Source organism: Actinoplanes ianthinogenes (genome assembly GCF_018324205.1).
Taxonomy (GTDB): Bacteria; Actinomycetota; Actinomycetes; order Mycobacteriales; family Micromonosporaceae; genus Actinoplanes; species Actinoplanes ianthinogenes.
The window spans coordinates 223,727-244,423 of sequence record NZ_AP023356.1; the positions used below are offsets into that span (position 1 = coordinate 223,727).

Genomic DNA, 20,697 nt, shown 5'->3' on the forward strand with positions numbered 1-20,697 from the left:
CTCCGTGGCCGGTACCGATGACCGCCGCCGTCCCGGACCGCCACCATCAGGGCATGCGTGAACTGCTGCGACACCCCGTCTTCCCGGGACTGCTGATCTCCGCGCTCGGCGACGGCATGAGCATGGTGGCGGTCGCCTGGCTGGCCGTCCAGATCGCCCCGGACGCCCAGGTGGGCTCCTGGACCGGGCTGGCGGTTGCCGCGTACGCGCTGCCCGCCACACTCGGGGCCGCCGTGCTGTCCCGGTTCCTGCGCGGCCTGCGGGCCGCGCGGCTCGTCGCGGTGGACGCGACACTGCGGGCCGCGACACTCGGGGCGATCGCCTTCCTCGCGGTCACCGGCACGCTCAACCCCTTGGCGTACGTCCTGCTCCTGGCCGTCTCGTCGCTCCTGCACGCCTGGGGCAGCGCCGGCGCCTACACCCTGGTCGCCGAGCTGCTCCCGGACGAGCGGCGGGTGGCCGGCAACGCCCTGCTCTCCACGGTCACCCAGGCCGCCGTCGTGGTCGGCCCGGCCCTGGCCGGCGCGGTCGCCGGTCTCGTCGGCCCCGGCTGGGTGATCGGCGCCGACGCGGCCAGCTTCGCGGTCCTCGCCGTCGCCGCCTGGACCGTCCCGGCCCGCCGCGCCCACCAGGCCCCGCCGCCGAAGGAGTCCACCACCGGCGCCTGGCAGACCATCCGCGAGCGTCCCCGCCTGCTCGGCCTGCTGCTGGTCACCATGGCGTTCTTCTTCCTCTACGGCCCGGTCGAGGTGGCCCTGCCGGTGCACGTCGCCGCGGACCTGCACGGTTCGGCCGGGCTGCTCGGGCTCTACTGGACCGTGTTCGGCGTCGGCGCCACGGTCGGCTCGCTCTGCGCCGGGCTGCTGGCGCGCTGGTCCCCCGCCGTCGTGGTGGCCGGCATCATCGTCGGCTGGGGCGCCGCGCTGGTCCCGCTGGGCCTGAGCGACGCGGTCTGGCCGGGCATGCTGGGGCTGGCGGCCGGTGGGCTGATCTACGGGCCGTACACGGCGATCTCCACCTCGCTGTTCCAGCGCGGCGCGCCGCCGGAGGCGCTCAGCCGGGTGCTGGCCGCCCGGTCGGCGCTGACCATCCCGGCCACCTCGCTGGGCACGCTGCTCGGCGGGCCGCTGGTGGCGTGGCTCGGCGGGCAGCTCACGCTGCTGGTGTCCGGGCTGCTCACGGTACTTCTCGGGGCGGGTGTCGCGGTGGCCGTGCGTCGGCGTTCCGTGGTGCGTTCCGTGGTCGCCACGGATGTGGCGCGACCCCGCTGACCGCGAAGCTGAACGCATCGAACTTCCACGAAGCGAGGGATCATGACTCAGGGAATCAAGACCGTACTGCACTCGGTGTCCGACCTGGACGCGGCGAAGGGGCTCTACAGCGTGCTGCTCGGCATCGCGCCGCAGACCGACACGGCGTACTACGTCGGCTTCGACATCGGCGCTCAGCACATCGGGCTGCTGCCGGCCAAGGACGGCGTGACCCCGCCGGTCGCGTACTGGGAGGTCACCGACATCGAGGCGAAGGTGTCCGAGCTGACCGCGGCCGGCGCCACCCTCCAGGAGAAGCCCCACGACGTCGGCGGCGGGCGCCTGATCGCCACGGTCACCGACCCGGACGGCACGGTCATCGGCCTGCTCCAGGACAGCTGACCATCGGCTGGTGGGGCCGCCGGGCGGCCCCACCATCTCTCGCTATCGTGATCATCATGGCGATGCCGGCGGACAGTCACGTGCACAGCGAATTCTCCTGGGACACCGTGCTCGGCTCGATGGAACGCTCCTGCGAACGAGCCGTCGCCATCGGCCTCCCGGCCATCGTCTTCACCGAGCACGTCGACCACACCCGCTGGACGGTACCGACCACCGGGCCGTATGCCAGCAAGGAACTGACCGCCGCCGCCGACCCGGACGGCCTGATCACCCCACCGGCATTCGACGCGCCCGGCTACCTGGAAACGATCGACCGCTGCCGCACCCGCTTCCCCGAGCTGCGCATCCTGACCGGCCTGGAGGTCGGCGAACCCCACTGGCACGCCGCCCAGTGCGCCGACATCCTCACCACCGGCACCTTCGACCGCGTCCTGGGCTCCCTGCACTGCCTCCCGGACGGCGACGGTTTCGCCGAACCGTGGGCGCTCTTCCCCCACCGCGACCCCGCCGACCTGGTCCGCGAGTACCTCACCGAGATCCCGAAGATGGTCGCCACCGACGCACCGTTCACGGTCCTGGCCCACATCGACTACCCGCTGCGCTTCTGGCCCGCCGACCGCGCCGGCGCATTCGCCCCCGAGTCTTTCGAAGACCATTTCCGCCACGCCCTGCGCGCCACCGCGGCGTCCGGCCGCGCCCTGGAGATCAACACCCGGATCCCCTGGACCCGACGATTCTCCGCTGGTGGCACGAGGAGGGCGGCCAAGCCGTCAGCTTCGGCAGCGACGCCCACCGCCCCGAACTGGTGGCCCACGGCTTCCCGGAAGCCGCCGCCCTGGCCGAGGCACACGGCTTCCGCCCGGGCCGCCATCCCCACGACCTATGGCCAAGATCAAACTAACCCCCATTTCGTACGCTCTCGCCCCCGGACAAGCACACCAGCCCCGTCCCGTGGCTAAAGCGCACGGGACGGGGCTGGTGCGGTTGTCCGGGGGCGAGAGCGTACAAATCGGGAATCGGCGCGGGAAGCGGTCTTGCGTGGAGAGCGTCAGCCGGCGGTCAGTTGGTTGCCCAGGTGGGTTCGGTGGTAGCGGAGGCGGCGGCCGGTTCGCTCGGGGGTGATCAGGCCGGCGTCCCGGAGGGTGGTGAGGTGGTGGGAGGCGGTGGCGGGGGCCAGGTTCAGGAGGGCGGCTACCTCGCCGGTGCTGGCCGGGGTGGTCAGCAGGGTGAGTACGGCGGCTCGGGTGGGGCCGAGCAGGGCGGACAGGGCGGCGGCCGGTGGGGGCGGCGGGGACCAGAGGTTGCCGTAGCCGGCGGGGGCATACCAGAGGGCGCGGCCGCCGGCGGAGCCGGCTTGCGGGCGGGGGCCGGTCGAGACGGGGCGCGGATCAGGGGTGGTGGAGCCGGCTTGCGGGCGGGGGCCGGGCGAGGCGGGGCGCGGGTCAGGGGTGGTGGAGCCGGTCATGGCGTATAGGTGGGGGCCGGCGAAGGCGGTGGGGAGCAGGGTCATCTCGAGGCCCGCGGCAGACCATTCGCCGGATTTATCGAGGTATTTCAGGAGCAGCGCGGAACCGTCCCAGCCGAGCATGGGGTGGAGGCCGCTGACCATCGTGCGAGGGCTTCGCTCGGCGGCCACCCGGACGCGCGTGGCGATCTCGGCCTCCGCGGCGGCGCGCAGCCGGGACCACAGCGGGGCGATCGCGGTCGCGTGATATTCGCGGATCTCCGCGATCAGCACGGCCAGCGCGACCTCCGGCGCGGACACGAACCGCGCGACCGGCGGCGGCGCCGACCCCACCCATCCGGCCGTGACCTGCTCCACCACCTGATCCAGCGGCGTCGCCGCGATCACGGCCAGCTCGTCGTCGAGCGACGGCCGGGCCACCGCCGGGACCGGCGTCAGGAAGTCCGGCGCATGACCACGGGGACCGCAGAGCACCGCCCGGAACGTCGGCAGCGACCGCAACCCCGCCGTCACCCGCGCCGACCAGTCCGGGCGCACCCACCCGGCCCCTCCCCCACGCAGCGCGAACACGCTCGCCACCAGCTCCGCCATCGGCGAGTGCGCAAACCGTAACCCGGCCAGGTCGGCCGCCCCGAACTCCCACGCAATCACGGGACCATTCGAGCACGGTCGAACGAATGCCGGCCAGCGTGCCGGGGCGCCTACCGTCCCCGGGCATGGAGTACACCCGTCTCGGCCGGACCGGGCTGACCGTCAGCCGCCTCTGTCTCGGCACCATGAACTTCGGCTGGCAGATCGACGAGGAGGCGGCCCACGCCGTCCTCGACCACGCGTTCGGCGCGGGGATCACCTTCGTCGACACCGCGAACATGTACGGCCGCCAGGACGGCGACGGCCTCAGCGAGCGGATCATCGGCAGCTGGCTGGCGAAGACCGGCACGCGAGACCGGATCGTGCTGGCCACCAAGGTCTACGCGCCGATGTCCGACGACCCGAACGACCGTGGCCTGTCCGCCCGCAACATCATCGCGTCCTGCGAGGCGTCGCTGCGCCGGCTCGGCGTGGAGTGGATCGACCTGTTCCAGATGCACCACATCGACCGCGGCACGCCGTGGGAGGAGATCTGGCAGGCGATGGAGACGCTCACCGCGCAGGGCAAGATCCGGTACGCCGGGTCGTCGAACTTCGCCGGCTGGCACCTGGCCCGCGCCCAGGCCGCCGCCGATCGCCGCAACTTCCTCGGCCTGGTCAGCGAGCAGTGCAAATACAATCTGGTCACCCGGCACGTCGAGTTGGAGGTGCTGCCGGCCGCGGCGGAGCTGGGGATCGGCATCCTGCCGTACTCGCCGCTGCACTTCGGTGCCCTCTCCGGCGCTCTGCGCAAGCAGCGGGACGGCGTTGCGGGGCGCAGCGTCCTGCACGCCGCCGACCGGGTCGAGCCGCACCGCGCCGCGATCCAGCGGTTCGAGGATCTCTGCGACGAGCTGGGCGCGGCGCCGACGGCGGTGGCGATCGGCTGGCTGCTGTCCCGGCCGGAGGTGACCGCCCCGATCCTCGGTCCCCGCACCCCCGAGCAGCTGGACGTCCCGGTCGAGCCACTGCCCGCCGACGTGCTGGCCCGGCTCGACGAGATCTTCCCGCCGATCGGCAACGGCGGCCCCGCCCCGGAGGCCTGGGCCTGGTAGCCCGGTCACGTCAGGGCGAGCAGGAAGCGGAAGAAGTGTGGGTCGAAGCGGGCCGGGTCGGCCCCGGCCAGTTCCTCGCGTGACCACCATCGGACACCGCGGAACTCCCCCGGGTCCGGCCGCAGCTCCTCCTCGCCGGTGCACGCCAGGACGAACCACAGCGAGACGTCGGTGTGCCGTTCGACGGCGCCGACCGTACCGGTGACCGTCAGGAAGATCGGCGACCGCGACAGACCCGCGGGCCCGAGCCCGAGCTCCTCCTCGATCTCGCGCCGCGCGGTCAGGGCGGGGTCCTCCCCCGGCTCGACGTGCCCGCCGGGCGGCAGCCACAGCCCGGCCTTGAGGTGGTCGACGAGCAGCACCCGGCCGTCCGCCGCGACCGGCACCACGTACGACACCAAGTGCTGGGGCGGCGAGGCGGGCGGGATGCGGCGGAACACGTCGTCGGTGCCGCTGAGCCAGTCCAGGACCAGCGCCCGGTGAACCGCCGCCAGCTCGTCGACCGGCTCGATCGCCGCCACCATCCCGTGCACCACCGCGACCGTCTCCAGCATCCGGGAATGCTCCCACGATCACCGCCGCGTCTGTGCCACCAGGTGCGAAAACCTTGTGAGCCGATCCGGCGGCCCGTCCGCGAGAATCGACGGGTGTCTACGGTTACGGGGTCGTGGAATGTGATCACCGAGTTTCTGGGCGCGCACTGCCCGGACGTGCTCGCCCGGGTGCACGGGCCGGCCGGCGCCGTCGAGCTCCGCCTGGTCGAGCAGACCGTCGGCCGGCCGCTGCCGGACGATCTGGCCGACTGGTGGCGGCTCGCGGACGGGATGGACGGCGTGCTGATCCCGATGCTCTTCCGGCCGCTGTCGGCGACCGGGGCGCTGGGCGGCTACCGGACGATGATCGCGGCCGGATCGGAGGCGCCGGGATACGGCGGGCCGTCCTACCGCGAGCATCTCGCCGCGCCCGCCGGAACGGTCTGCCGGCACGGTTTCTGGCTGCCGCAGTGGCTGCCGATCGCCACCGACCTCGGCACCCACCTGCTCTTCGTCGACCTGCGACCCGGCCCGGACTTCGGCTGCGTGAGCGGCATCGACGAGCACCGGGAGCACGACAACCGGCTCTGGCCGGACGTCGCCGCGATGCTCGCCGAGGTCGCCGCGGCCATGCGCGACGGCACGCCGGTCCGCGGATACCTGCTGGAGGCCGGCGCGGACGGGATCCGCTGGGGCTGGTGAACCTATCCCGCGGCCAGGGCCGCTGTCACCGCGCGGAGGTCCGCGTCCGGGAGACCACCCCTTTTCCGTACGGTGTAAGCGCCGTCGCAGAGCAGAATGTCACCGTCCAGGCTCCACCGGGCGGGGTTGTCCAGGATCTGCCGGGCCGCCTCGGTCGCCGCGGCCGGCGCGTCCCGGCCCACCGTGATCAGCGCGGCGGCGACCCGCTCGACGGCCTCCGGCGGCGCGTCCGCGTCACCGAGCGCCGGCAGCGCGAGCAGCAGCCGCTCCGGCGTCGTCGCCAGCCGGTCGAACTCGGCCCAGGACAGCCCCGGCCCGTAACCGTGCCCCTCCCGCGCGGCGACCGAGATGGCCCGGCCCGGCGTCAGCACCACGTAGTCGGTGCCGCCCTCGAACTCGTGCCCGTGCCAGACGACCTGCGCGAACCGCTCCCCGATCGGGATCACCGGCCACCGCCCGGAGGCCCGGATCTCCTCGTCCAGCGCGGCGAGATCCTCACCCTCGAACAACTCCAGGATCAGCTCCGGCTCGGCACACCCGTCGAACATGGCGAGCCAGAAGACGCGCCGCCGCACCAGCCCGGCGCCGTCGGTCAGAATCGTCGCGGCCACGCCGTCGTATCGACGCACGTAGTCGGCGGCCTGCTCCTCGGTCAACATCACCGAACAGCCTACGACCCGTCCCCGGGCACCAGGCCCGCATCCGTGAGCAGCCGCTCGACGTGCGGCCACTGCGGGCTCACCGTCTCCAGCCCACCGGCGGTCCAGTTCTTGAGGCCGCTGGAGGTGGCGATGCAGACGACCGGGCCGTCCACGGGCTGCACACTCCGCAGGCCGGCCAATCCGGCGGCGCTCGACAGCTCGGCCCAGATGCCGGCGCGGGCGAGTTCGGCGTGTGCGGCACGCAGGCGGGCGTCATCGAGCGCGAGGGCCGCCCCGCCGCTCTCCCGGACGGCGACGACCCCGCGATATCCGCTGACCTGCGAGATGATCGAGTAGGCCTCGGTCGGTCCGACGTCGACCGTGGCGGCCGGCAGGCCGTACCGTAAAGCCCTGGTCAGCGGCGCGGCCGCGGCCGGCTCGCAGGCGAACATCCGCGGGACCCGGTCGGTGACGCCGAGCCGGCGGAGTTCGGCGAAGCCCTTCGCGACACCGAACAGCAGCTCGGCGTACCCGGTGGGCACGAACACCGCCGCCGGCGTGCCGATCTCCGCGTGGATCTCGTACGAGACCGTCTTGTACCCCTCCGGCCCGAACGGATGGCCGGTGTGCGTGGCGGTGAGGCTGCTGACCGGGTGCAGGCCGAAGCGCTCGACGATCCGGCGCATCACCGGCCGGCGTGCCTCCCACGGCACCGGGACGACGACCGCGCCGTAGGTCTGCAGGAACGCCGGGGCGGTCGGGCCGGTGACGATCACCGAGCGGAGCCCGGCGCGTGCCGCGAACGCCGACGCCGACAGCCCGTGGTTGCCCGACGACGCGACGACGATCCCGGGAGCTCCCACGCCGGCCGCGGCGCTGACCGTGCACCGGTTGAGGCGGTCCTTGTGGCTCCAGGTCGGGTTGCGGGACTCGTCCTTGACGAAGACGCCGGGCTCCAGCTCGATCAGCGGCGTGCCACCCTCGCCCAGGCCGGGAGCGGGCAGCGGCGGCAGCAGTGGCGCCCACCGGTCCAGACCGGTCCTGGTCGCCGGGCCGAACAGGCCGGGCGGCACCCGGTCGTAGTCGTAGTCGACCTCGACCGGATAGTCGGTCTCCGCGGTGCTCGTCCGCGGGCAGCCGCCGGTCAGCGGCGGCCAGAGCGGATAGCGGACATCGGGGTCACCCAGGGAGCGCTGTCCCGTCGCGAGGCTCATCCGGCGACCCTATGGCGCGGCCGGCCGGGACCGGATGCGGCGGGCCCGCGGTCAGCGGGAGGGCGAGGCGGGGCGGACCGGGAATGCCGGGAACGGGCGGGTGGTGCGGCCGAAGCCGGGCAGGACTCGTTCGGTGACGAGGCGGCCGGCGGCGAGCTGGGCGGCGGAGCGGCGACGGCGTTCGGCCAGGACGGCGCAGAGGAACAGCCATGGGGGTGTGCCCGGGGGCGGGGGCGGCGTGACGCGGGCGCCGACCTCGTACGACAGCATGGCTTGCAGGCTGCCGGCGTGCGGCTCGCTCAGCTCCTGGGCCCGGGACAGGTACTGCCGGACCTCGGCGGCGAGGTCGTCGTCGACGGCGGACAGGTCGGCGGTGGCGGCCCACGGGGCGAGGCCGGCGGGCATGCCCGGAACGAAGCGGAACGGGACCGGACGGCGCTCGTGCACCACCAGGGTGCCGGCGGCCAGGTCGCCGAGGCGGCGCCCCTTGTCCGAGGCGATCATCGTGGCCAGGCTGCCGGCCCAGGTGAGGAAGGGCAGGAGCAGGCCGGGCCACTCGACGGTGAAACCGACCAGGGAACGGGTGAAGGCGTGGCGTACCGTGATCGGGCCTCCGTCCTCGCGGATCACCCGCAGCCCCATCGCGGCCTTGCCCGGGCTGCGCCCGTTGGTCTTCGTCTCGACGATGGTCGGATAGGCGAGCAGCACCACCACGATCACGATCCGCATGACCGCGCCGACCAGCGCGTCGTCGACCAGGCTGTCCGGCAGCATGGCCAGCACGACGCCGACCACCATCATCACCACGGCGGCCAGCGCGAGCTGCACCAGGATGTCGATCCCCAGGGCGATCGCCCGCGAGCCGAGCCGGGCCGGGCGCAGGTCGAGCGCGACAGCCTCGGCGGTGACCAGGCCGGTGCCGGACGACGGGGCGTCCACCACGGGAGAGACGGCGTTCACGCGGACAGTCAACACCACCGGGGCCAGCCCGGGAACACCGCGTCCACTACGCTGCCGTCAACGAGGACGGCGGGGGCGGCACGATGATGGATCTCGACGCGTATGTGGCCGAGCGAGGCGGCGAGTGGCACCGGCTCGAGATGCTGGCGACCCGGCGTGACCTGACCGCCGCCGAGGCCGACGAGCTGGTCGTGCTCTATCAGCGGGCGGCCACCCACCTGTCGATCCTGCGCAGCCGCAACCCCGATCCGATCGTGCTGGCCGAGCTGTCCCGCCTGGTGCTGGCGGGCCGGGCCGCGGTCACCGGCAGCGGCAGCCGCGCCTTCTGGCGGCCGATCACCGACTTCTTCCTCTTCCGCTTCCCCGGCGCGCTGTACCGGACGCGCCGCTGGTGGGGCACGATCGCCGTGCTGCTGGTCGCGGCCTGCGCGGCGCTGATCTGGTACCTGGACGCCCACCCGGACGTGCTCGCCCTGTTCGCCAGCGACGCGGAGATCGACAAGGTCGTCGACCAGGAGTTCGTCGGCTACTACAGCGAGTATCACGCGCAGAACTTCGCCCTGCAGGTGTGGACCAACAACGCCCTGCTGACCGCGCAGTGCCTGGCCTCCGGGGTGCTCGTCCTGCCGGTGTTCTACCTGCTCGCGACGAACCTGCTGAACACCGGTGTGGTCGGCGGGATGATGGTCAGCCAGGGCGCCGGCGACACCTTCCTGACCTACCTGGCGCCGCACGGCCTGCTGGAGATCACCTGCCTGTTCGTCGGCGCCGGGGTGGGCCTGCGGCTGGGCTGGTCGTGGATCGCGCCGGGCCCGCTGCGCACCCGGCGCGAGTCGCTGGTCGCCTGGGCCCGGGAGGGCATGGTGGTCGCGGTCGGCCTGGTGCCGACGCTGGCGGTGGCCGGCACCCTGGAGGCGTTCGTCACCCCGTCGGCCCTGCCCGCGCCGGTCCGGATCGGCATCGGCGCCGTGGTCTGGCTGCTCTTTCTCGCGTACGCGCTGGTGTGGGGCCGGATCGCCGACGAGAACCGCCCCGCCGGTCCGGACGCCGCCGATCTGCCGACCGCTTAGACGGCGGCCGGCCCGGACGCCGCCGATCTGCCGACCGCTTAGACGGCGGCCGGCCCGGACGCCGCCGATCTGCCGACCGCTTGGACGGCGGCGGGTCCGGACGCCGCCGGGCCGCCGGCCGCGGGGACGGCGTCGGGCTCTGCCGCGGCCGGTGCCGGGCTCGCGCGGCGTGACCGCTCGGTGACGAGTGCGGCGAGCACGGCTCCGGCGACGAACCCTTCGACGATCATGAGGCCGTGCGCGTTGTCCTGCGCCAACCAGGTCGCCAGTCCGACGAGCGGCGCGGCCACCGCGAGCAGGCCGTCCCGAACCCGCCGGGTGCGCAGCGCCCGGACCGCGAGCGCCCCGGCCAGCGTGGCCGCGACCAGGTACGTCATGCCGGAGCTGCCCGCCCAGTTGCGTGGCTCGGTGCTGACCTGCGCGTCGCCCACGAGCAGGTCCAGCCAGCGCGGCACCAGGGCGGCGGCCAGGAAGAGTCCGGCGGCGGCGAGCCGGCCCCAGTACCACTCGGCGTAGGCCGCGATCACGGCGATCGTCGCGACGTTCCACAAGTCGCCCACGACGCCGCCGTTCTGCATGATCACTGAGGTCAGCGGGCGCCACCAGCCGCCGCGGGACGGGTCGCTGTCCAGCGCGTCCATGGCCCCGTGCCAGGTCGCCTGCAGGATCAGGCCGCCGATGACCAGTCCGGTGAGGACGATGGCGAGCACCGGGAAGCGCCGCCGGGGCGTGAGCCGCTCGGCGGCCTTGAACGCGAGCACCAGCACGGCCGCCGTGACCAGGTTGTAGAGCAGCACGTTCACCGTCGCTCCGATCTTTTGAACACCGTTTGAATCGACGGTAGCATTTTCAAACACTGTTCGAAAGAAGGTATGCTCGGCCCGTGAAGCTGACCAAGGAGCGCATCGTCGAGGCGGGCATGATCACGTTCGCCGAGCACGGCTATGCCGGGCTGTCGATGCGGCAGGTCGCGGAGCGGCTGGACGTGCACGCCGGGTCGCTCTATTACCACGTGCGCAACAAGGATGCCCTGCTCGCCCTGCTCGCCGACCGGCTGGCCGGCCGGGCCTTCGAGGCCGGGGAGAAAGCGCTGGCCGAGCTGCCGCCGTCGGCGGGCTGGGCCGACCGCGTCGAGGCGCAGGCCACCGCGCTGCGCCACACGCTGCGCGCACACGCCGGTGGCCCGCTGCTGCTGGCGGGCAGCCCGGCCATGCTGAGCCCGCAGGCCCTCGCGCTGATGGAGCGGCTGCTGGCCACCCTGCGCGACGGCGGCGTGCCCGAGGCCGACCGCCAGGTCCTGGGCGACGTGGTGCTGAGTTACGTCACCGGCTTCGTGCTGCAGGAGCAGGCCGAGCCGGAGACCGCCCGGCCCGCGGACGTCGACTACGCCGCGCTGGCGGCCCGGTTCCCGCTGCTGTTCGCGACGCTGCCGCCGGACTCCGACGAGATGTTCCGCCGCGGCGTGCGCCAGATCTGCGAACGGGCCGGCTGACTTTCAGAGTCGCCCGCTCGCCTTGAGCAGCAGGTAGACGTCGGCGACCTGGCCGGCGAAGGTGCCCGCGTCGGCGTCCACCACGGTCGCCCCGGATCGGGCCAGCACGTCGCGCACCCGGTCCCGCTCGTGCAGGACCCGCTCGGCGGCCGCGGCGGTGTGCACGTCCGTCGCCGTCGCCTCCGCGTCCAGCAGGGCCAGCCTGGCGACGGCGGGATCGCGGACCCCGGCCACGATCACCTTGTGCCGGGCGGCGAGCCGCGGCAGCACCGGCAGCAGGCCCTCGATCATCGGCGCGGTGTCCAGCGCCGTGAAGATCACCACGAGTGACCGTTTCCGGTCACGGCGGAGCAGTTCCCGGGCGAGCAGCGCGAAGTCGGTCTCGGCCAGGGCCGGTTCCAGCGACGCCATGGCGTCGATCAGCCGGGGCAGTTGGGTCCGGTGCCCACCGCCCTCGACCCGGGTACGCACCGCGCTGTCCAGGGCGATCAGGTCGACCCGGTCGTCGGCGCGGGCGGCCAGCACGGACAGCAGCAGCGCCGCGTCGATCGAGGCGTCCAGCCGGGGCGCGTCGCCGATCCGGACCGCCGACGTGCGGCCGGTGTCGAGCACGCAGATCACCCGCCGGTCGCGTTCCGGCCGCCAGGTGCGGACCACCACGTCGTGGTGCCGGGCGCTGGCCCGCCAGTCGATCGAGCGGACGTCGTCGCCGATCACGTACTCGCGCAGCACGTCGAACTCGGTGCCGTGCCCGCGGCCACGGGTGACCACGGTCCCGTCCAGCACCCGGATCCGGGCCAGTTTCTCCGGCAGGATCCGCCGGGACGGGAAGCGCGGCAGCACCCGCAGCGTCCAGGCCGGCGTGACCTGCTCGTTCCACGCCCGCCGCCGCTGCCGGTAGGCGAACCCGAGCGGCCCGTACGACCGCAGCGTCACCCGCACCGCCGGCCGGTCCCCGTGCCGGGTCGGGGTGAGCGTGGTGGTGACCACGTGCTCCGCCCCCGGCGCCAGCTCGACGTCGTGGGCGAGCGTCCCGGCCCCGGCCGACGGCACCCAGCTGTCGCGCAGCCGGAGCCGGATCGACCGGGCGCCGGCGTTGGTCACGGTCAGCGTGGTGCCGGCGGTGTTGCCGAGCCACACCGTCCGGTCACCGTCGCGGCGCAGCCGCACGTCGGCGAGCGCACCGGCCACCGCCAGGTCGATCAGGGCGAGCCCGGCCGCGAGGCCGAGCACCCCGGCGACGGCCAGCCACGGCGCCGGCAACAGCGCGGGCAGGGGCAGGCCGATCGCGAGCAGGACGGCGAAACGCCTGGTGATCATCGCGGGGCCGGCACCGCGGCCAGGACCGCGGCCAGCACCGACTCGACGGTGACGCCGTCCAGCTCGGCGTCGGCGCGCAGCCGGACCCGGTGGCGCAGCGTCGGCAGGGTGTAACCCTTCACGTCGTCCGGCACCACGTAGTCGCGCCCGTTCAGCCAGGCGTGCGCCTTGGCGGTGGCCAGCAGCGCGGTCGCGCCACGCGGCGAGGCGCCCAGTTCCAGGGCCGGGGCGACCCGGGTGGCCCGGCACAGGTCCACGATGTACGCCAGCACCGGGTCGGCGACCTGCACCCGCTGCACCGCGGCGCGCCCGGCGGCCAGGTCCGCGGCCCCGGCGACCGGGTTCACCCCGGCGGCCTTGAGGTCGCGCGGGTCGAAGCCGTTGTGGTGCGCGCGCAGCACGCTCAGCTCGGCGTCCCGCTCCGGCAGCGGGACGACCAGCTTCAGCAGGAACCGGTCGAGCTGCGCCTCGGGCAGCGGGTACGTGCCCTCGTACTCGATCGGGTTCTGCGTGGCGGCGACCAGGAACGGCTGCGGCAGCGGGCGCGGGGTGCCGTCGACGCTGACCTGTCGCTCCTCCATCGCCTCCAGCAGCGCCGCCTGGGTCTTCGGCGGCGTCCGGTTGATCTCGTCGGCGAGCAGCAGGTTGGTGAAGACCGGGCCGGCCCGGAAGTTGAACGCGGCGGTCCGCGAGTCGTAGACCAGCGAGCCGGTGACGTCGCCGGGCATCAGGTCGGGGGTGAACTGGACCCGCTTGGTATCCAGGTCGAGCGCGGTGGCCAGGGTCCGGATCAGCAGCGTCTTGGCGACGCCGGGCACGCCCTCGAGCAGCACGTGGCCGCCGCAGAGCAGGGCCACCAGGACACCGCCGACAACCGCGTCCTGGCCGACGACGGCCTTGCCGACCTCGGCGCGCAGCCGGCCCAGGGCGAGGCGGGCTTCTTGGGCATCGGGGGTCACGGCTGGTCTCCTTCAAATCCGGTGATCTCGCGTACCAGGTCCTGCACGGCGATCGCGGCGGCGATCAGCTCGTCATCGTCGTCCGGATGAACACCGGCGAGGATCTCGCGGACGTCGTCCGGGTCGTACCCGGCGTGCTCAGCGAGGTCCGTGATGGTGGCGTCCGGCGGCAGGCCGAGGTGCTCGGCGATCCGCCGGCGCGCGGCGGCGCGCAGCACGTCCAGCGACGCCTCCCGGGCGCGGGCCCGCTGGTAGAGCCGCGCGTGTCCGAGCATCGTCTCGTTGGCCGGGACCCGGGACGGCAGCGGCTCGGCCACCGGGGCACCCAGCCGGCGCGCCGCGGCCACCGCCAGCGCCAGCAGCACCAGCGCGAGCAGCGCGAGGGTCGCCCAGAACGCCGGCGGGAACGCCTCGGCGAGCGGGTTCGGCTCGTCCTGCTGGGCCTGGTCCGGCGCATCCGGCTCGTCGTAGGTCGGGAACGGGCTTCCGGACTCGGTGGGGGTGGCCGTGCTCGGCGACCGCGGGGTGCGGGTCTGCTTGCTGGTCGGCGGCGGGCTGAACGTCGGCAGCACCTCGGCCTGGTGCATGTCCAGCCAGACCACCCGGGGCTCCTGCGAGAGCAGGCCGACCGCGAGGGCGTTGTTGCCGTGCTCGGCGATCCGGTCGTTGCGGAACGGGTCGGCGGCACCGACGAACGTGACGACGACCCCGGCGGAGGAGACCGTGAGCAGCGAGTCGTCGTAGCAGTTGGACACGGTCTCCGGGAGGAACCACACCTGGTGCACGGCCGCCGGTCCGGCCTGGGTGGCGACCGGAACGGCGCAGTCCGGGCCGGTGACCGCGGTGGTCCAGCGGGTGCCGCCGACCACGACCGGCCATCTGCTCCTCCGCAGTGCCTGCTCGGTCGGGGCGACCACGACCACCCGGGTGCCGGGCGGCAGGGCGCCGAACTCGCTGAGCCTGCGCAGGTCGACCAGCTCCGGGGTGGTGACGAACAGGGTGGCGAGCTGGTTGTCGCTCCACAGCTCGCGGATCGCCTCGGTGGTGACGGTCTCCCGCTTGACCGACACGCCACGGTTGCGCAGCTGATCGGCGAGCGTCGAGGAGCCGATCCCGGCGTCGCTGATCGGGGACAGGAACGCCGCGTCGTCCGCGTCGGGCTGCTCGACGGCGTGCACGATCAGGGTGCCGGTGACCAGCGCGAACAGCACCAGGAACGGGATCGCGACGCGCAGCCAGCGCCGGTCGCGCTTCGGTTTCGGGACGACGTCGGGGCGTACGTCGCTGGTGGTGGCGGTCATCGTGGCCCTCCCGGCGGTGCCAGGGCGGCACGGACTTCGGCGGTGAGCGTACGCATCCGGTCGTCGTGGTCGCGCCGGGCGTCGCGGCGGCCGTACCAGATCTCCGAGAAGATCTCGGTGGCGCCGCCGAGCGGAACCCCGACCACCGGCCGGTTGGTGGCGGCGGCCGCGGTGAGCTCGGCCGCGGTGGTGCCGGGCTGCGGCGTGATCACGCCGGCCCGGGTGAGGTCGCCGACGGTCTCGCGCAGCCGTTCCCGGATGGCCTCGGCATAGCGCCCCTCGGCCGCCAGCCGGTCGGCCAGCGACAGGCCGCCGACCAGCGCCGGCGCGGGAGCCTCGACCTCCTCCTCGACCGGCTCGACGGGCGCGGTCGCCGGCTTGGCCTTGACTTTCGGTTTCTGTTTGCGGCGCCATTTCGGCAGCCGCCACCGCGGCAGCCGCCATTTCGGGAACCGGATTTTCGGCAGCCGCACGCGCGGGAGGCGGAACCGCCGCAGGCGCGGCATCCGCCGCGGGATCCATCGGGGAAAGAAATACCAGAGGGCCGCGATCAGGCCGGTGACCGCGATGAGAATCAACAGCACGGTCGGGGCGGGCACCCGGTCGAACACCCGGCCGAGGAACTCGTCGTAGTCGCGGGTCATCGGGCGACCACCAGCATCGCGGCCTCGTCCTCGCCGCGCGCCCGGCTGCGGTTCAGCGCGATGTCCAGACCCTCGGTGCGGATCCGGGCCTCGACCAGCAGCACCGCGTCCAGGCAGGCCAGCGCGGCGTAGGCCACCGTGTTGGCCAGGGTCCAGGCGACGGTGGCAGCCCAGCCCAGCCAGGACGGCCGGGAGAAGCCGAGGATCAGGCCGGCCACCGCCATCCAGCCGATCCCGAGCGCGAACCGGATGCCCAGCCAGACCAGGAACCCGAGGATCCGGATCCGGGCGACGCGCAGGCCACGGGACGAGAGCCGGACGCCGCGGATCAGCGCGGTGACCGGGTTACCGACCCGATCCATCGTCAGGACCACGGTGGTCAGACCGGACAGGGCGTAAAGCAAGACAAAACCGATCAAGCCGGCGTACGCGGCGGGCCACGCGACTGCGGTCAGCAGCCCGGCGAGAAGCAAGGCGCTCAGGGGGCGGCTGCGGCGCAGCACCTGCGAGTGCGACATCGACCGGCCGAGCAGCGCCGGGCCGGCGGCGGCGCCCGCGAACGCGCCGAGCAGGGCGATGATGCCGGCCTCCAGGGCCAGGCTGGTGGCGATGCTCGGCCACCAGTCGGCGAAGTCGGACTCGGTCCAGTCGTAGACGGGTGGGAGGGCGTCACGCGTACCCACCATGGTCAAGATCCACTGCTCGCCCGCGGCCAGGAAGGCCGCGGCGATCAGCAATGGCAGCGCGCGCTGCCGCAACAAGGCGACCGCGCTGTCCAGCGACTCCCCCGCGGTCGTCGCCCGCAACGGCAGGATCGCCGGTACCCGGCGCGATCCCGCCGCTTCTCCCCGCATGGCGGGCATATTAGGCGACCGATACGACAAGCCGTCGCCCGGAGTCCGGAGCCGCCGACTACGATCCCCCGGTGACTGATGACGCTCGCCGCGGCGAAGCCCTCGCCACGATGCTCGGCCGGTTCCCGGCGGTCGCCGAACGGGTCGCGCGGGTCTACGGGCTGCGGCTGCCCCGTCACCTCGCGGTCTTCGCCGCGTTCTGGGCGAGCACGCGGCACGATCCGGCGGAACGGGCGGCGCTGTCCGGCCTCGGGCTGGAGCCGTGGGGCGTGACCGACTACTTCCTCGACGGCGGCCTCGACCGCACCGGCCGCGACGGCCTCGACGAGCGGTTGCACGGCCGGTTCCGGCGCGATCCGGCCGAATTCGTGACCGTCGCGGCGGGCGACTCGGACGGGTTGCACTGGGGGCTGTGGTACGACGATCCCGCCGAACTGCCGACCTTCGTCGTGCACAACTATGCCCGGGACTCGGCCGAGACCTGGACGTCCGGCGATGCCTCGATGCTGGAGATGACCGCGTCGGTGGTGGCGCGGGCGATGTCCGACTACGACGGCGAGGAGGCGGAGCGGTATCGGCCGCTGATCGGTGCGCTGGACTGGTTCGCCGGGCCGGACCGGGAGGCGCTGGCCGCCGACGGACCGGTGCGGTGGGCGTCTCATCCGCATCGCTGGGCCGGGTCCATCTCGGTCTTCCCCGCCCTGCCGCCCGAGTCCGGTGATCCGCGTCCGGCCGAGGCCGACCGGCGACTGGCGCTGTTCCAGGCGGGCTCCGCCGAGGCGGGCGCGCAGATCGCCGACGCCCGCCGGGAGCTGGTGTCCGGCCGGCCCGCGCTGGCCCTGGCCGTCGGGATGGAGTTGCACTGGGTGGACGGCGACGAGTACCGCGACGCCGGGCGGGATCTGCTGGTGGACGCGTATCGGGCGTTGGGCCGCCACGCCCTGGCCGACATCGCCACGATCCACGCCGCCAACCGCGACCTGCCCACCGCCGAGGTCCTCACGCCGTGACCGCCGGCCAACGCACCGATCACGACCCGCCCGCGCGCACCAGCCCCGACTCGTACGCGTAGACGACCGCCTGCACCCGATCCCGCAGACTCAACTTCATCAGCACCCGGGCGACATGCGTCTTCACCGTCGCCTCCCCCACCGTCAGCATCGCCGCGATCTCCCCGTTCGACATCCCCCGAGCCATCAACCGCAGCACATCCACCTCCCGAGGCGTCAGCTCCCCGAGCTCCGGCGGCGGCGTCGGCCCCGGCCGCTCGGCGAACGCCGAGATCACCCGAGTGGTCACCGCCGGATCGAGCAGCGCCTCGCCACCCGCCACCACCCGGATCGCCGTGATCAGATGCTCCGGCGAGGACGCCTTGAGCAGGAACCCGCTCGCCCCGGCCCGCAACGCCCGATACAGGTTCTCGTCGGTGTCGAACGTGGTCAACACGATGACCCGCGGCGGATCCGGCTGGGCCAGCAGCGTCCGGGTAGCCGTCAGCCCGTCCTGCCGTGGCATCGCGATGTCCATCAGCACCACGTCGGGCCGCAGCCGGCGGGCCACCGACACCGCCTCGAGGCCGTCGCCGGCCTCACCGACCACCAGGAGGTCGGGCTCGGTCTCGATCACCATGCGCAGGCCGGCCCGGAGCATCCGCTGGTCGTCGGCGATCACCACGCTGATCGTCATCGGACCGGCAGCCGGGCTCGCACCGCGAAGCCGCCCTCCGGACGAGGCACAGCGCTCAGTTCGCCGCCGAAGAGGGCGGCCCGCTCCCGCATGCCGATCAGCCCATGGCCGCTGCCCTCCAGAAGAGCAGCCGGACCGTCGTTGACGACGGCAAGACACAGGCCGTCCGCCCGATAGTCCAGGGTCACCTCGGCCGTGGCCGCCGGCGCGTGCTTGAGCACGTTGGTCAACGCCTCCTGGACGATCCGATAGGCCGACAGGTCCACCGCGGGCAGCAGCGGCACCGCGTTTCCGGCCCGCCGGACCGTCACCGCCAGCCCGGCCTCCCGGAACTGCCCGATCAGCTCGTCCAGGTCATCCAGCCCGACCGGGGTGAGCGGGTCACCCTCGCCACGCAGCAGCCCCAGCGTCCGGTGCAGCTCGACCACCGCCTCCCGCCCGGCCGACTCGACGCCGCGCAGCAGCTCCGGATCGAGCGGCAGCTCCGCCTCCAGCCGGCGCCGTACCACCCCGGCCTGCACCACCATCACGGTCACGCTGTGGGCGACCATGTCGTGCAGCTCGCGGGCGATCCTGACCCGCTCCTCCATGACCGCCTCGCGGGCCTGCCGTTCGCGCAGCTCGGCCCGGGCCGCCGCCGTCTCCGCCAGCCGCCGCGCCTGCACCGCCATCACCACGCCGAGCACGTAGGGCGCGAGCGGGAAGAAGAGCCCGGCCATCGGATCCTCGTCGTTGTTCCAGAGGTACAGCACCACGGTGGCGAGAACGAGTCCGAGCCCGACGACGCCACCCCGGGTCACCCCGAGCGGCGGCACCCACCGCCCCACCGTGTAGGTGGCGATCATCATCGAGACCAGCTCCCAGAGCCGGAAGTTGATCGTCTGCTCGCCGCCGACGGTCGCCGGGACATAGAACATGTTCAGCACGCTGAGCATGTTCGGCACCATCACCAGCAGCGGGAACCGCCGCCGGCACAGGATCAGCGCCGCGGCCGCGGCCAGCGCGAACGGCCACCAGCCGCCCGGCATCCGGATCAGCAACTCCTCGGTCAGCCCGAACACCACGAAACCGGCGGTCAGCGCCACGTCACTCCGGCGGATCCCGGCCCGTCGATCAGTCACGCGTCGACCATATTGGCCGGGCCCTCCGCCGGGACCCACCCGCGGGATGACAACAGGTCCGCCGTGCGACGGACGACAGATCGATTTCGGTACGGACGACGCCGCGCCCGCCCGCTCGTAGCGTCAGCCACCGATGTCCACGACGTTGGGGGAAAGAACCATGTGGCGGAAAGCCGCGGCGGTGTGCCTGGTGGCCGCGCCGATCGCGTTGACCGTGGCGACCGGGGTGGATCCGGCGCTCGGCGACGATCAGGGTTACGGCATCTACCGGCAGCACCCGGACGCGGTGCAGTGGCACGCGATCCTGCTGCACTGGGCGTGGGTGCTGTTCGTGCCCGGTTTCCTGGGACTGCTCACCCCGATCCGGCAGCGCGGCGCGGTGCTCGCCCGGATCGCCTGGGTGGCGACCATTCTCGGACTGACCACGTTCTCCGCGCTGATGGCCAGCGACTTCGTGCTGCTCGCGCTGGAGCAGAACCTGCCGGACGCGCAGGTGGCCCTCTTCGACACGAAGTTCGAGGCGCTGCTCGTGACGGCCGCCGGATGGCAGTGGCCGGGTCTGCTCGGCTGGGGGCTGGCGCTGGTGCTGACCCCGATCGCCGCGGCGCGCGGGCGGGTGATCGACTGGTGGACGGCCGGGGCCGCGCTGGCCGGGACGGCGTTGTATCTCCTGTTCGCGATCTCGCCCGTACCGATAAATCTGCTCGGTCCGATCGTGTTGATCGGCGCCTATGGCACAGCGGCCTGGCGTGTGATGCGGCCGCGGGCCGCGGGCGGTCCGGACTCGTTCGGCGACTTCCGGCGCGCTTTCGGCAGAATGTGCCTGTACGCCGCGCCGCTCAGTTTCGCGGCCGGCATGGCCACCGTCCCGGACGCGGACGGCGACTTCGCCAGCGATCCGTTGATGACGCAGGTCAGCGCGTTGCTGCTGCACCTGGGCTGGGTGCTGTTCGTGCCGGCCGTGCTGCACCTGGCCGCCCGCGCCAACCGGTTCACCCAGGTGGCGGCCGGCGTCACCGTCCTCGCCCTGATCAATTTCAGCGGCCTGATGCTGGGCGACAGCGCCGACCTGGCGGCTCACCAGGCCTACGGCCCGGAGACCGCGAAGCGGGTTTCCGAGACGCTGGGCACCTATTCGTCGTTCGCCTTCGGCTGGGCGATGCCGGGCATGGTCCTGACCCTGCTGGGCCTCATCGCGGTAGCCGTGGGCACCGCGGTCAGCGGCGCCGCCCGCTGGTGGCACGCGGCGATGGTGGCCGCCGGCGTGGTCGCGTTCCTGGGCTTGGGCCTCGGCCCGATCGGCGTCACCGGCCCGCTGCTGATGCTGGCCGGCTTCGCCCTGATGGCCCGCGAACCAGCAGCCGTCCCGGCCCCACCGGTGCCGGTCGCCGGCTGAGA

22 protein-coding genes are annotated in these 20,697 nt (G+C 73.4%); 9 read left to right on the forward strand and 13 right to left on the reverse strand.

The features are described from left to right. The first annotated feature begins 53 nt into the window (after positions 1–53). Genes Aiant_RS01050 through Aiant_RS01060 form a run of 3 tightly spaced genes read left to right on the forward strand, consistent with a single transcriptional unit; the run spans position 54 to position 2,611 of the window. A complete protein-coding gene (locus Aiant_RS01050) occupies positions 54–1,271 on the forward strand; it encodes an MFS transporter (RefSeq protein WP_229831500.1) in 1,218 nt (405 codons plus the stop codon). Between the two features lie 42 nt (positions 1,272–1,313). Next, entirely contained in the window at positions 1,314–1,652 is a 339-nt protein-coding gene (locus Aiant_RS01055) for a VOC family protein (protein ID WP_189336950.1), read from the forward strand. Between the two features lie 56 nt (positions 1,653–1,708). Further along, positions 1,709–2,611, forward strand: coding sequence for a PHP domain-containing protein (locus Aiant_RS01060; RefSeq protein WP_245006640.1), 903 nt, complete (start codon positions 1,709–1,711; stop codon positions 2,609–2,611). An 89-nt stretch (positions 2,612–2,700) separates the two neighbouring features. Here the strand turns inward: Aiant_RS01060 and Aiant_RS46415 are convergent, their stop codons facing one another. Next, positions 2,701–3,768 (reverse strand): helix-turn-helix domain-containing protein, encoded by a 1,068-nt coding sequence (locus tag Aiant_RS46415; RefSeq protein ID WP_189336948.1) that lies wholly within the window; start codon positions 3,766–3,768, stop codon positions 2,701–2,703. 65 nt (positions 3,769–3,833) lie between these two features. Between Aiant_RS46415 and Aiant_RS01070 the strand changes: the two genes are divergently transcribed. Beyond that, the gene (locus tag Aiant_RS01070; protein WP_189336947.1) at positions 3,834–4,802 is read left to right on the forward strand and encodes an aldo/keto reductase; all 969 of its coding nucleotides are present in this window, start codon (positions 3,834–3,836) and stop codon (positions 4,800–4,802) included. Between the two features lie 5 nt (positions 4,803–4,807). Here the strand turns inward: Aiant_RS01070 and Aiant_RS01075 are convergent, their stop codons facing one another. Continuing rightward, the gene (locus Aiant_RS01075) at positions 4,808–5,356 is read right to left on the reverse strand and encodes an NUDIX hydrolase (RefSeq protein WP_189336946.1); all 549 of its coding nucleotides are present in this window, start codon (positions 5,354–5,356) and stop codon (positions 4,808–4,810) included. 93 nt (positions 5,357–5,449) lie between these two features. Here Aiant_RS01075 and Aiant_RS01080 point away from each other — a divergent pair, with 93 nt between their 5' ends. Next, positions 5,450–6,037, forward strand: a complete 588-nt coding sequence (locus Aiant_RS01080) for an SMI1/KNR4 family protein (RefSeq protein ID WP_189336945.1) — start codon at positions 5,450–5,452, stop codon at positions 6,035–6,037. Positions 6,038–6,039: 2 nt separating this feature from the next. On the opposite strand, the gene Aiant_RS01085 is transcribed toward Aiant_RS01080, so the two are convergent. The 3 genes from Aiant_RS01085 to Aiant_RS01095 are packed head-to-tail and all read right to left on the reverse strand — an operon-like array spanning position 6,040 to position 8,852. Next, entirely contained in the window at positions 6,040–6,696 is a 657-nt protein-coding gene (locus Aiant_RS01085; RefSeq protein WP_189336944.1) for a hypothetical protein, read from the reverse strand. A gap of 11 nt (positions 6,697–6,707) precedes the next feature. Beyond that, a complete protein-coding gene (locus tag Aiant_RS01090; protein WP_189336943.1) occupies positions 6,708–7,892 on the reverse strand; it encodes a threonine synthase in 1,185 nt (394 codons plus the stop codon). A gap of 51 nt (positions 7,893–7,943) precedes the next feature. Next, entirely contained in the window at positions 7,944–8,852 is a 909-nt protein-coding gene (locus Aiant_RS01095; RefSeq protein WP_229831499.1) for an RDD family protein, read from the reverse strand. Between the two features lie 83 nt (positions 8,853–8,935). Here Aiant_RS01095 and Aiant_RS01100 point away from each other — a divergent pair, with 83 nt between their 5' ends. Continuing rightward, positions 8,936–9,922 carry a stage II sporulation protein M gene (locus tag Aiant_RS01100; protein ID WP_229831498.1) on the forward strand — a complete coding sequence of 329 codons (987 nt, stop codon included), beginning with the start codon at positions 8,936–8,938 and terminating at the stop codon, positions 9,920–9,922. A 38-nt stretch (positions 9,923–9,960) separates the two neighbouring features. On the opposite strand, the gene Aiant_RS01105 is transcribed toward Aiant_RS01100, so the two are convergent. After that, positions 9,961–10,725: a hypothetical protein gene (locus tag Aiant_RS01105; protein WP_189336942.1), complete on the reverse strand. Its 765-nt coding sequence runs from the start codon at positions 10,723–10,725 to the stop codon at positions 9,961–9,963. An 80-nt stretch (positions 10,726–10,805) separates the two neighbouring features. On the opposite strand from Aiant_RS01105, the gene Aiant_RS01110 reads away from it, so the two are divergent. Continuing rightward, positions 10,806–11,414: a TetR/AcrR family transcriptional regulator gene (locus Aiant_RS01110; protein WP_189336941.1), complete on the forward strand. Its 609-nt coding sequence runs from the start codon at positions 10,806–10,808 to the stop codon at positions 11,412–11,414. A gap of 3 nt (positions 11,415–11,417) precedes the next feature. Here the strand turns inward: Aiant_RS01110 and Aiant_RS01115 are convergent, their stop codons facing one another. The 5 genes from Aiant_RS01115 to Aiant_RS01135 are packed head-to-tail and all read right to left on the reverse strand — an operon-like array spanning position 11,418 to position 16,492. After that, positions 11,418–12,734: a DUF58 domain-containing protein gene (locus Aiant_RS01115; RefSeq protein WP_189336940.1), complete on the reverse strand. Its 1,317-nt coding sequence runs from the start codon at positions 12,732–12,734 to the stop codon at positions 11,418–11,420. Then, positions 12,731–13,693 carry an AAA family ATPase gene (locus Aiant_RS01120; protein ID WP_189336939.1) on the reverse strand — a complete coding sequence of 321 codons (963 nt, stop codon included), beginning with the start codon at positions 13,691–13,693 and terminating at the stop codon, positions 12,731–12,733. Before Aiant_RS01120 ends, Aiant_RS01115 begins: the two co-directional genes overlap by 4 nt. Beyond that, entirely contained in the window at positions 13,690–14,994 is a 1,305-nt protein-coding gene (locus Aiant_RS01125; RefSeq protein ID WP_189336938.1) for a DUF4350 domain-containing protein, read from the reverse strand. Before Aiant_RS01125 ends, Aiant_RS01120 begins: the two co-directional genes overlap by 4 nt. Beyond that, positions 14,991–15,638, reverse strand: coding sequence for a DUF4129 domain-containing protein (locus Aiant_RS01130; RefSeq protein ID WP_189336937.1), 648 nt, complete (start codon positions 15,636–15,638; stop codon positions 14,991–14,993). The genes Aiant_RS01125 and Aiant_RS01130 overlap by 4 nt, the downstream gene beginning before the upstream one ends. Further along, positions 15,635–16,492: a hypothetical protein gene (locus tag Aiant_RS01135; RefSeq protein WP_189336936.1), complete on the reverse strand. Its 858-nt coding sequence runs from the start codon at positions 16,490–16,492 to the stop codon at positions 15,635–15,637. The genes Aiant_RS01130 and Aiant_RS01135 overlap by 4 nt, the downstream gene beginning before the upstream one ends. A 71-nt stretch (positions 16,493–16,563) precedes the next feature. On the opposite strand from Aiant_RS01135, the gene Aiant_RS01140 reads away from it, so the two are divergent. After that, a complete protein-coding gene (locus Aiant_RS01140) occupies positions 16,564–17,502 on the forward strand; it encodes an ADP-ribosylation family protein (protein WP_189336935.1) in 939 nt (312 codons plus the stop codon). Positions 17,503–17,521: 19 nt separating this feature from the next. On the opposite strand, the gene Aiant_RS01145 is transcribed toward Aiant_RS01140, so the two are convergent. After that, the gene (locus Aiant_RS01145) at positions 17,522–18,178 is read right to left on the reverse strand and encodes a response regulator (protein ID WP_189336934.1); all 657 of its coding nucleotides are present in this window, start codon (positions 18,176–18,178) and stop codon (positions 17,522–17,524) included. Continuing rightward, complete coding sequence (locus tag Aiant_RS01150) at positions 18,175–19,299, reverse strand: sensor histidine kinase (protein WP_189336933.1); 1,125 nt, start codon at positions 19,297–19,299, stop codon at positions 18,175–18,177. The genes Aiant_RS01145 and Aiant_RS01150 overlap by 4 nt, the downstream gene beginning before the upstream one ends. A 133-nt stretch (positions 19,300–19,432) precedes the next feature. Here Aiant_RS01150 and Aiant_RS01155 point away from each other — a divergent pair, with 133 nt between their 5' ends. Further along, a complete protein-coding gene (locus Aiant_RS01155) occupies positions 19,433–20,695 on the forward strand; it encodes a hypothetical protein (protein ID WP_189336932.1) in 1,263 nt (420 codons plus the stop codon). Positions 20,696–20,697: the final 2 nt, after the last annotated feature.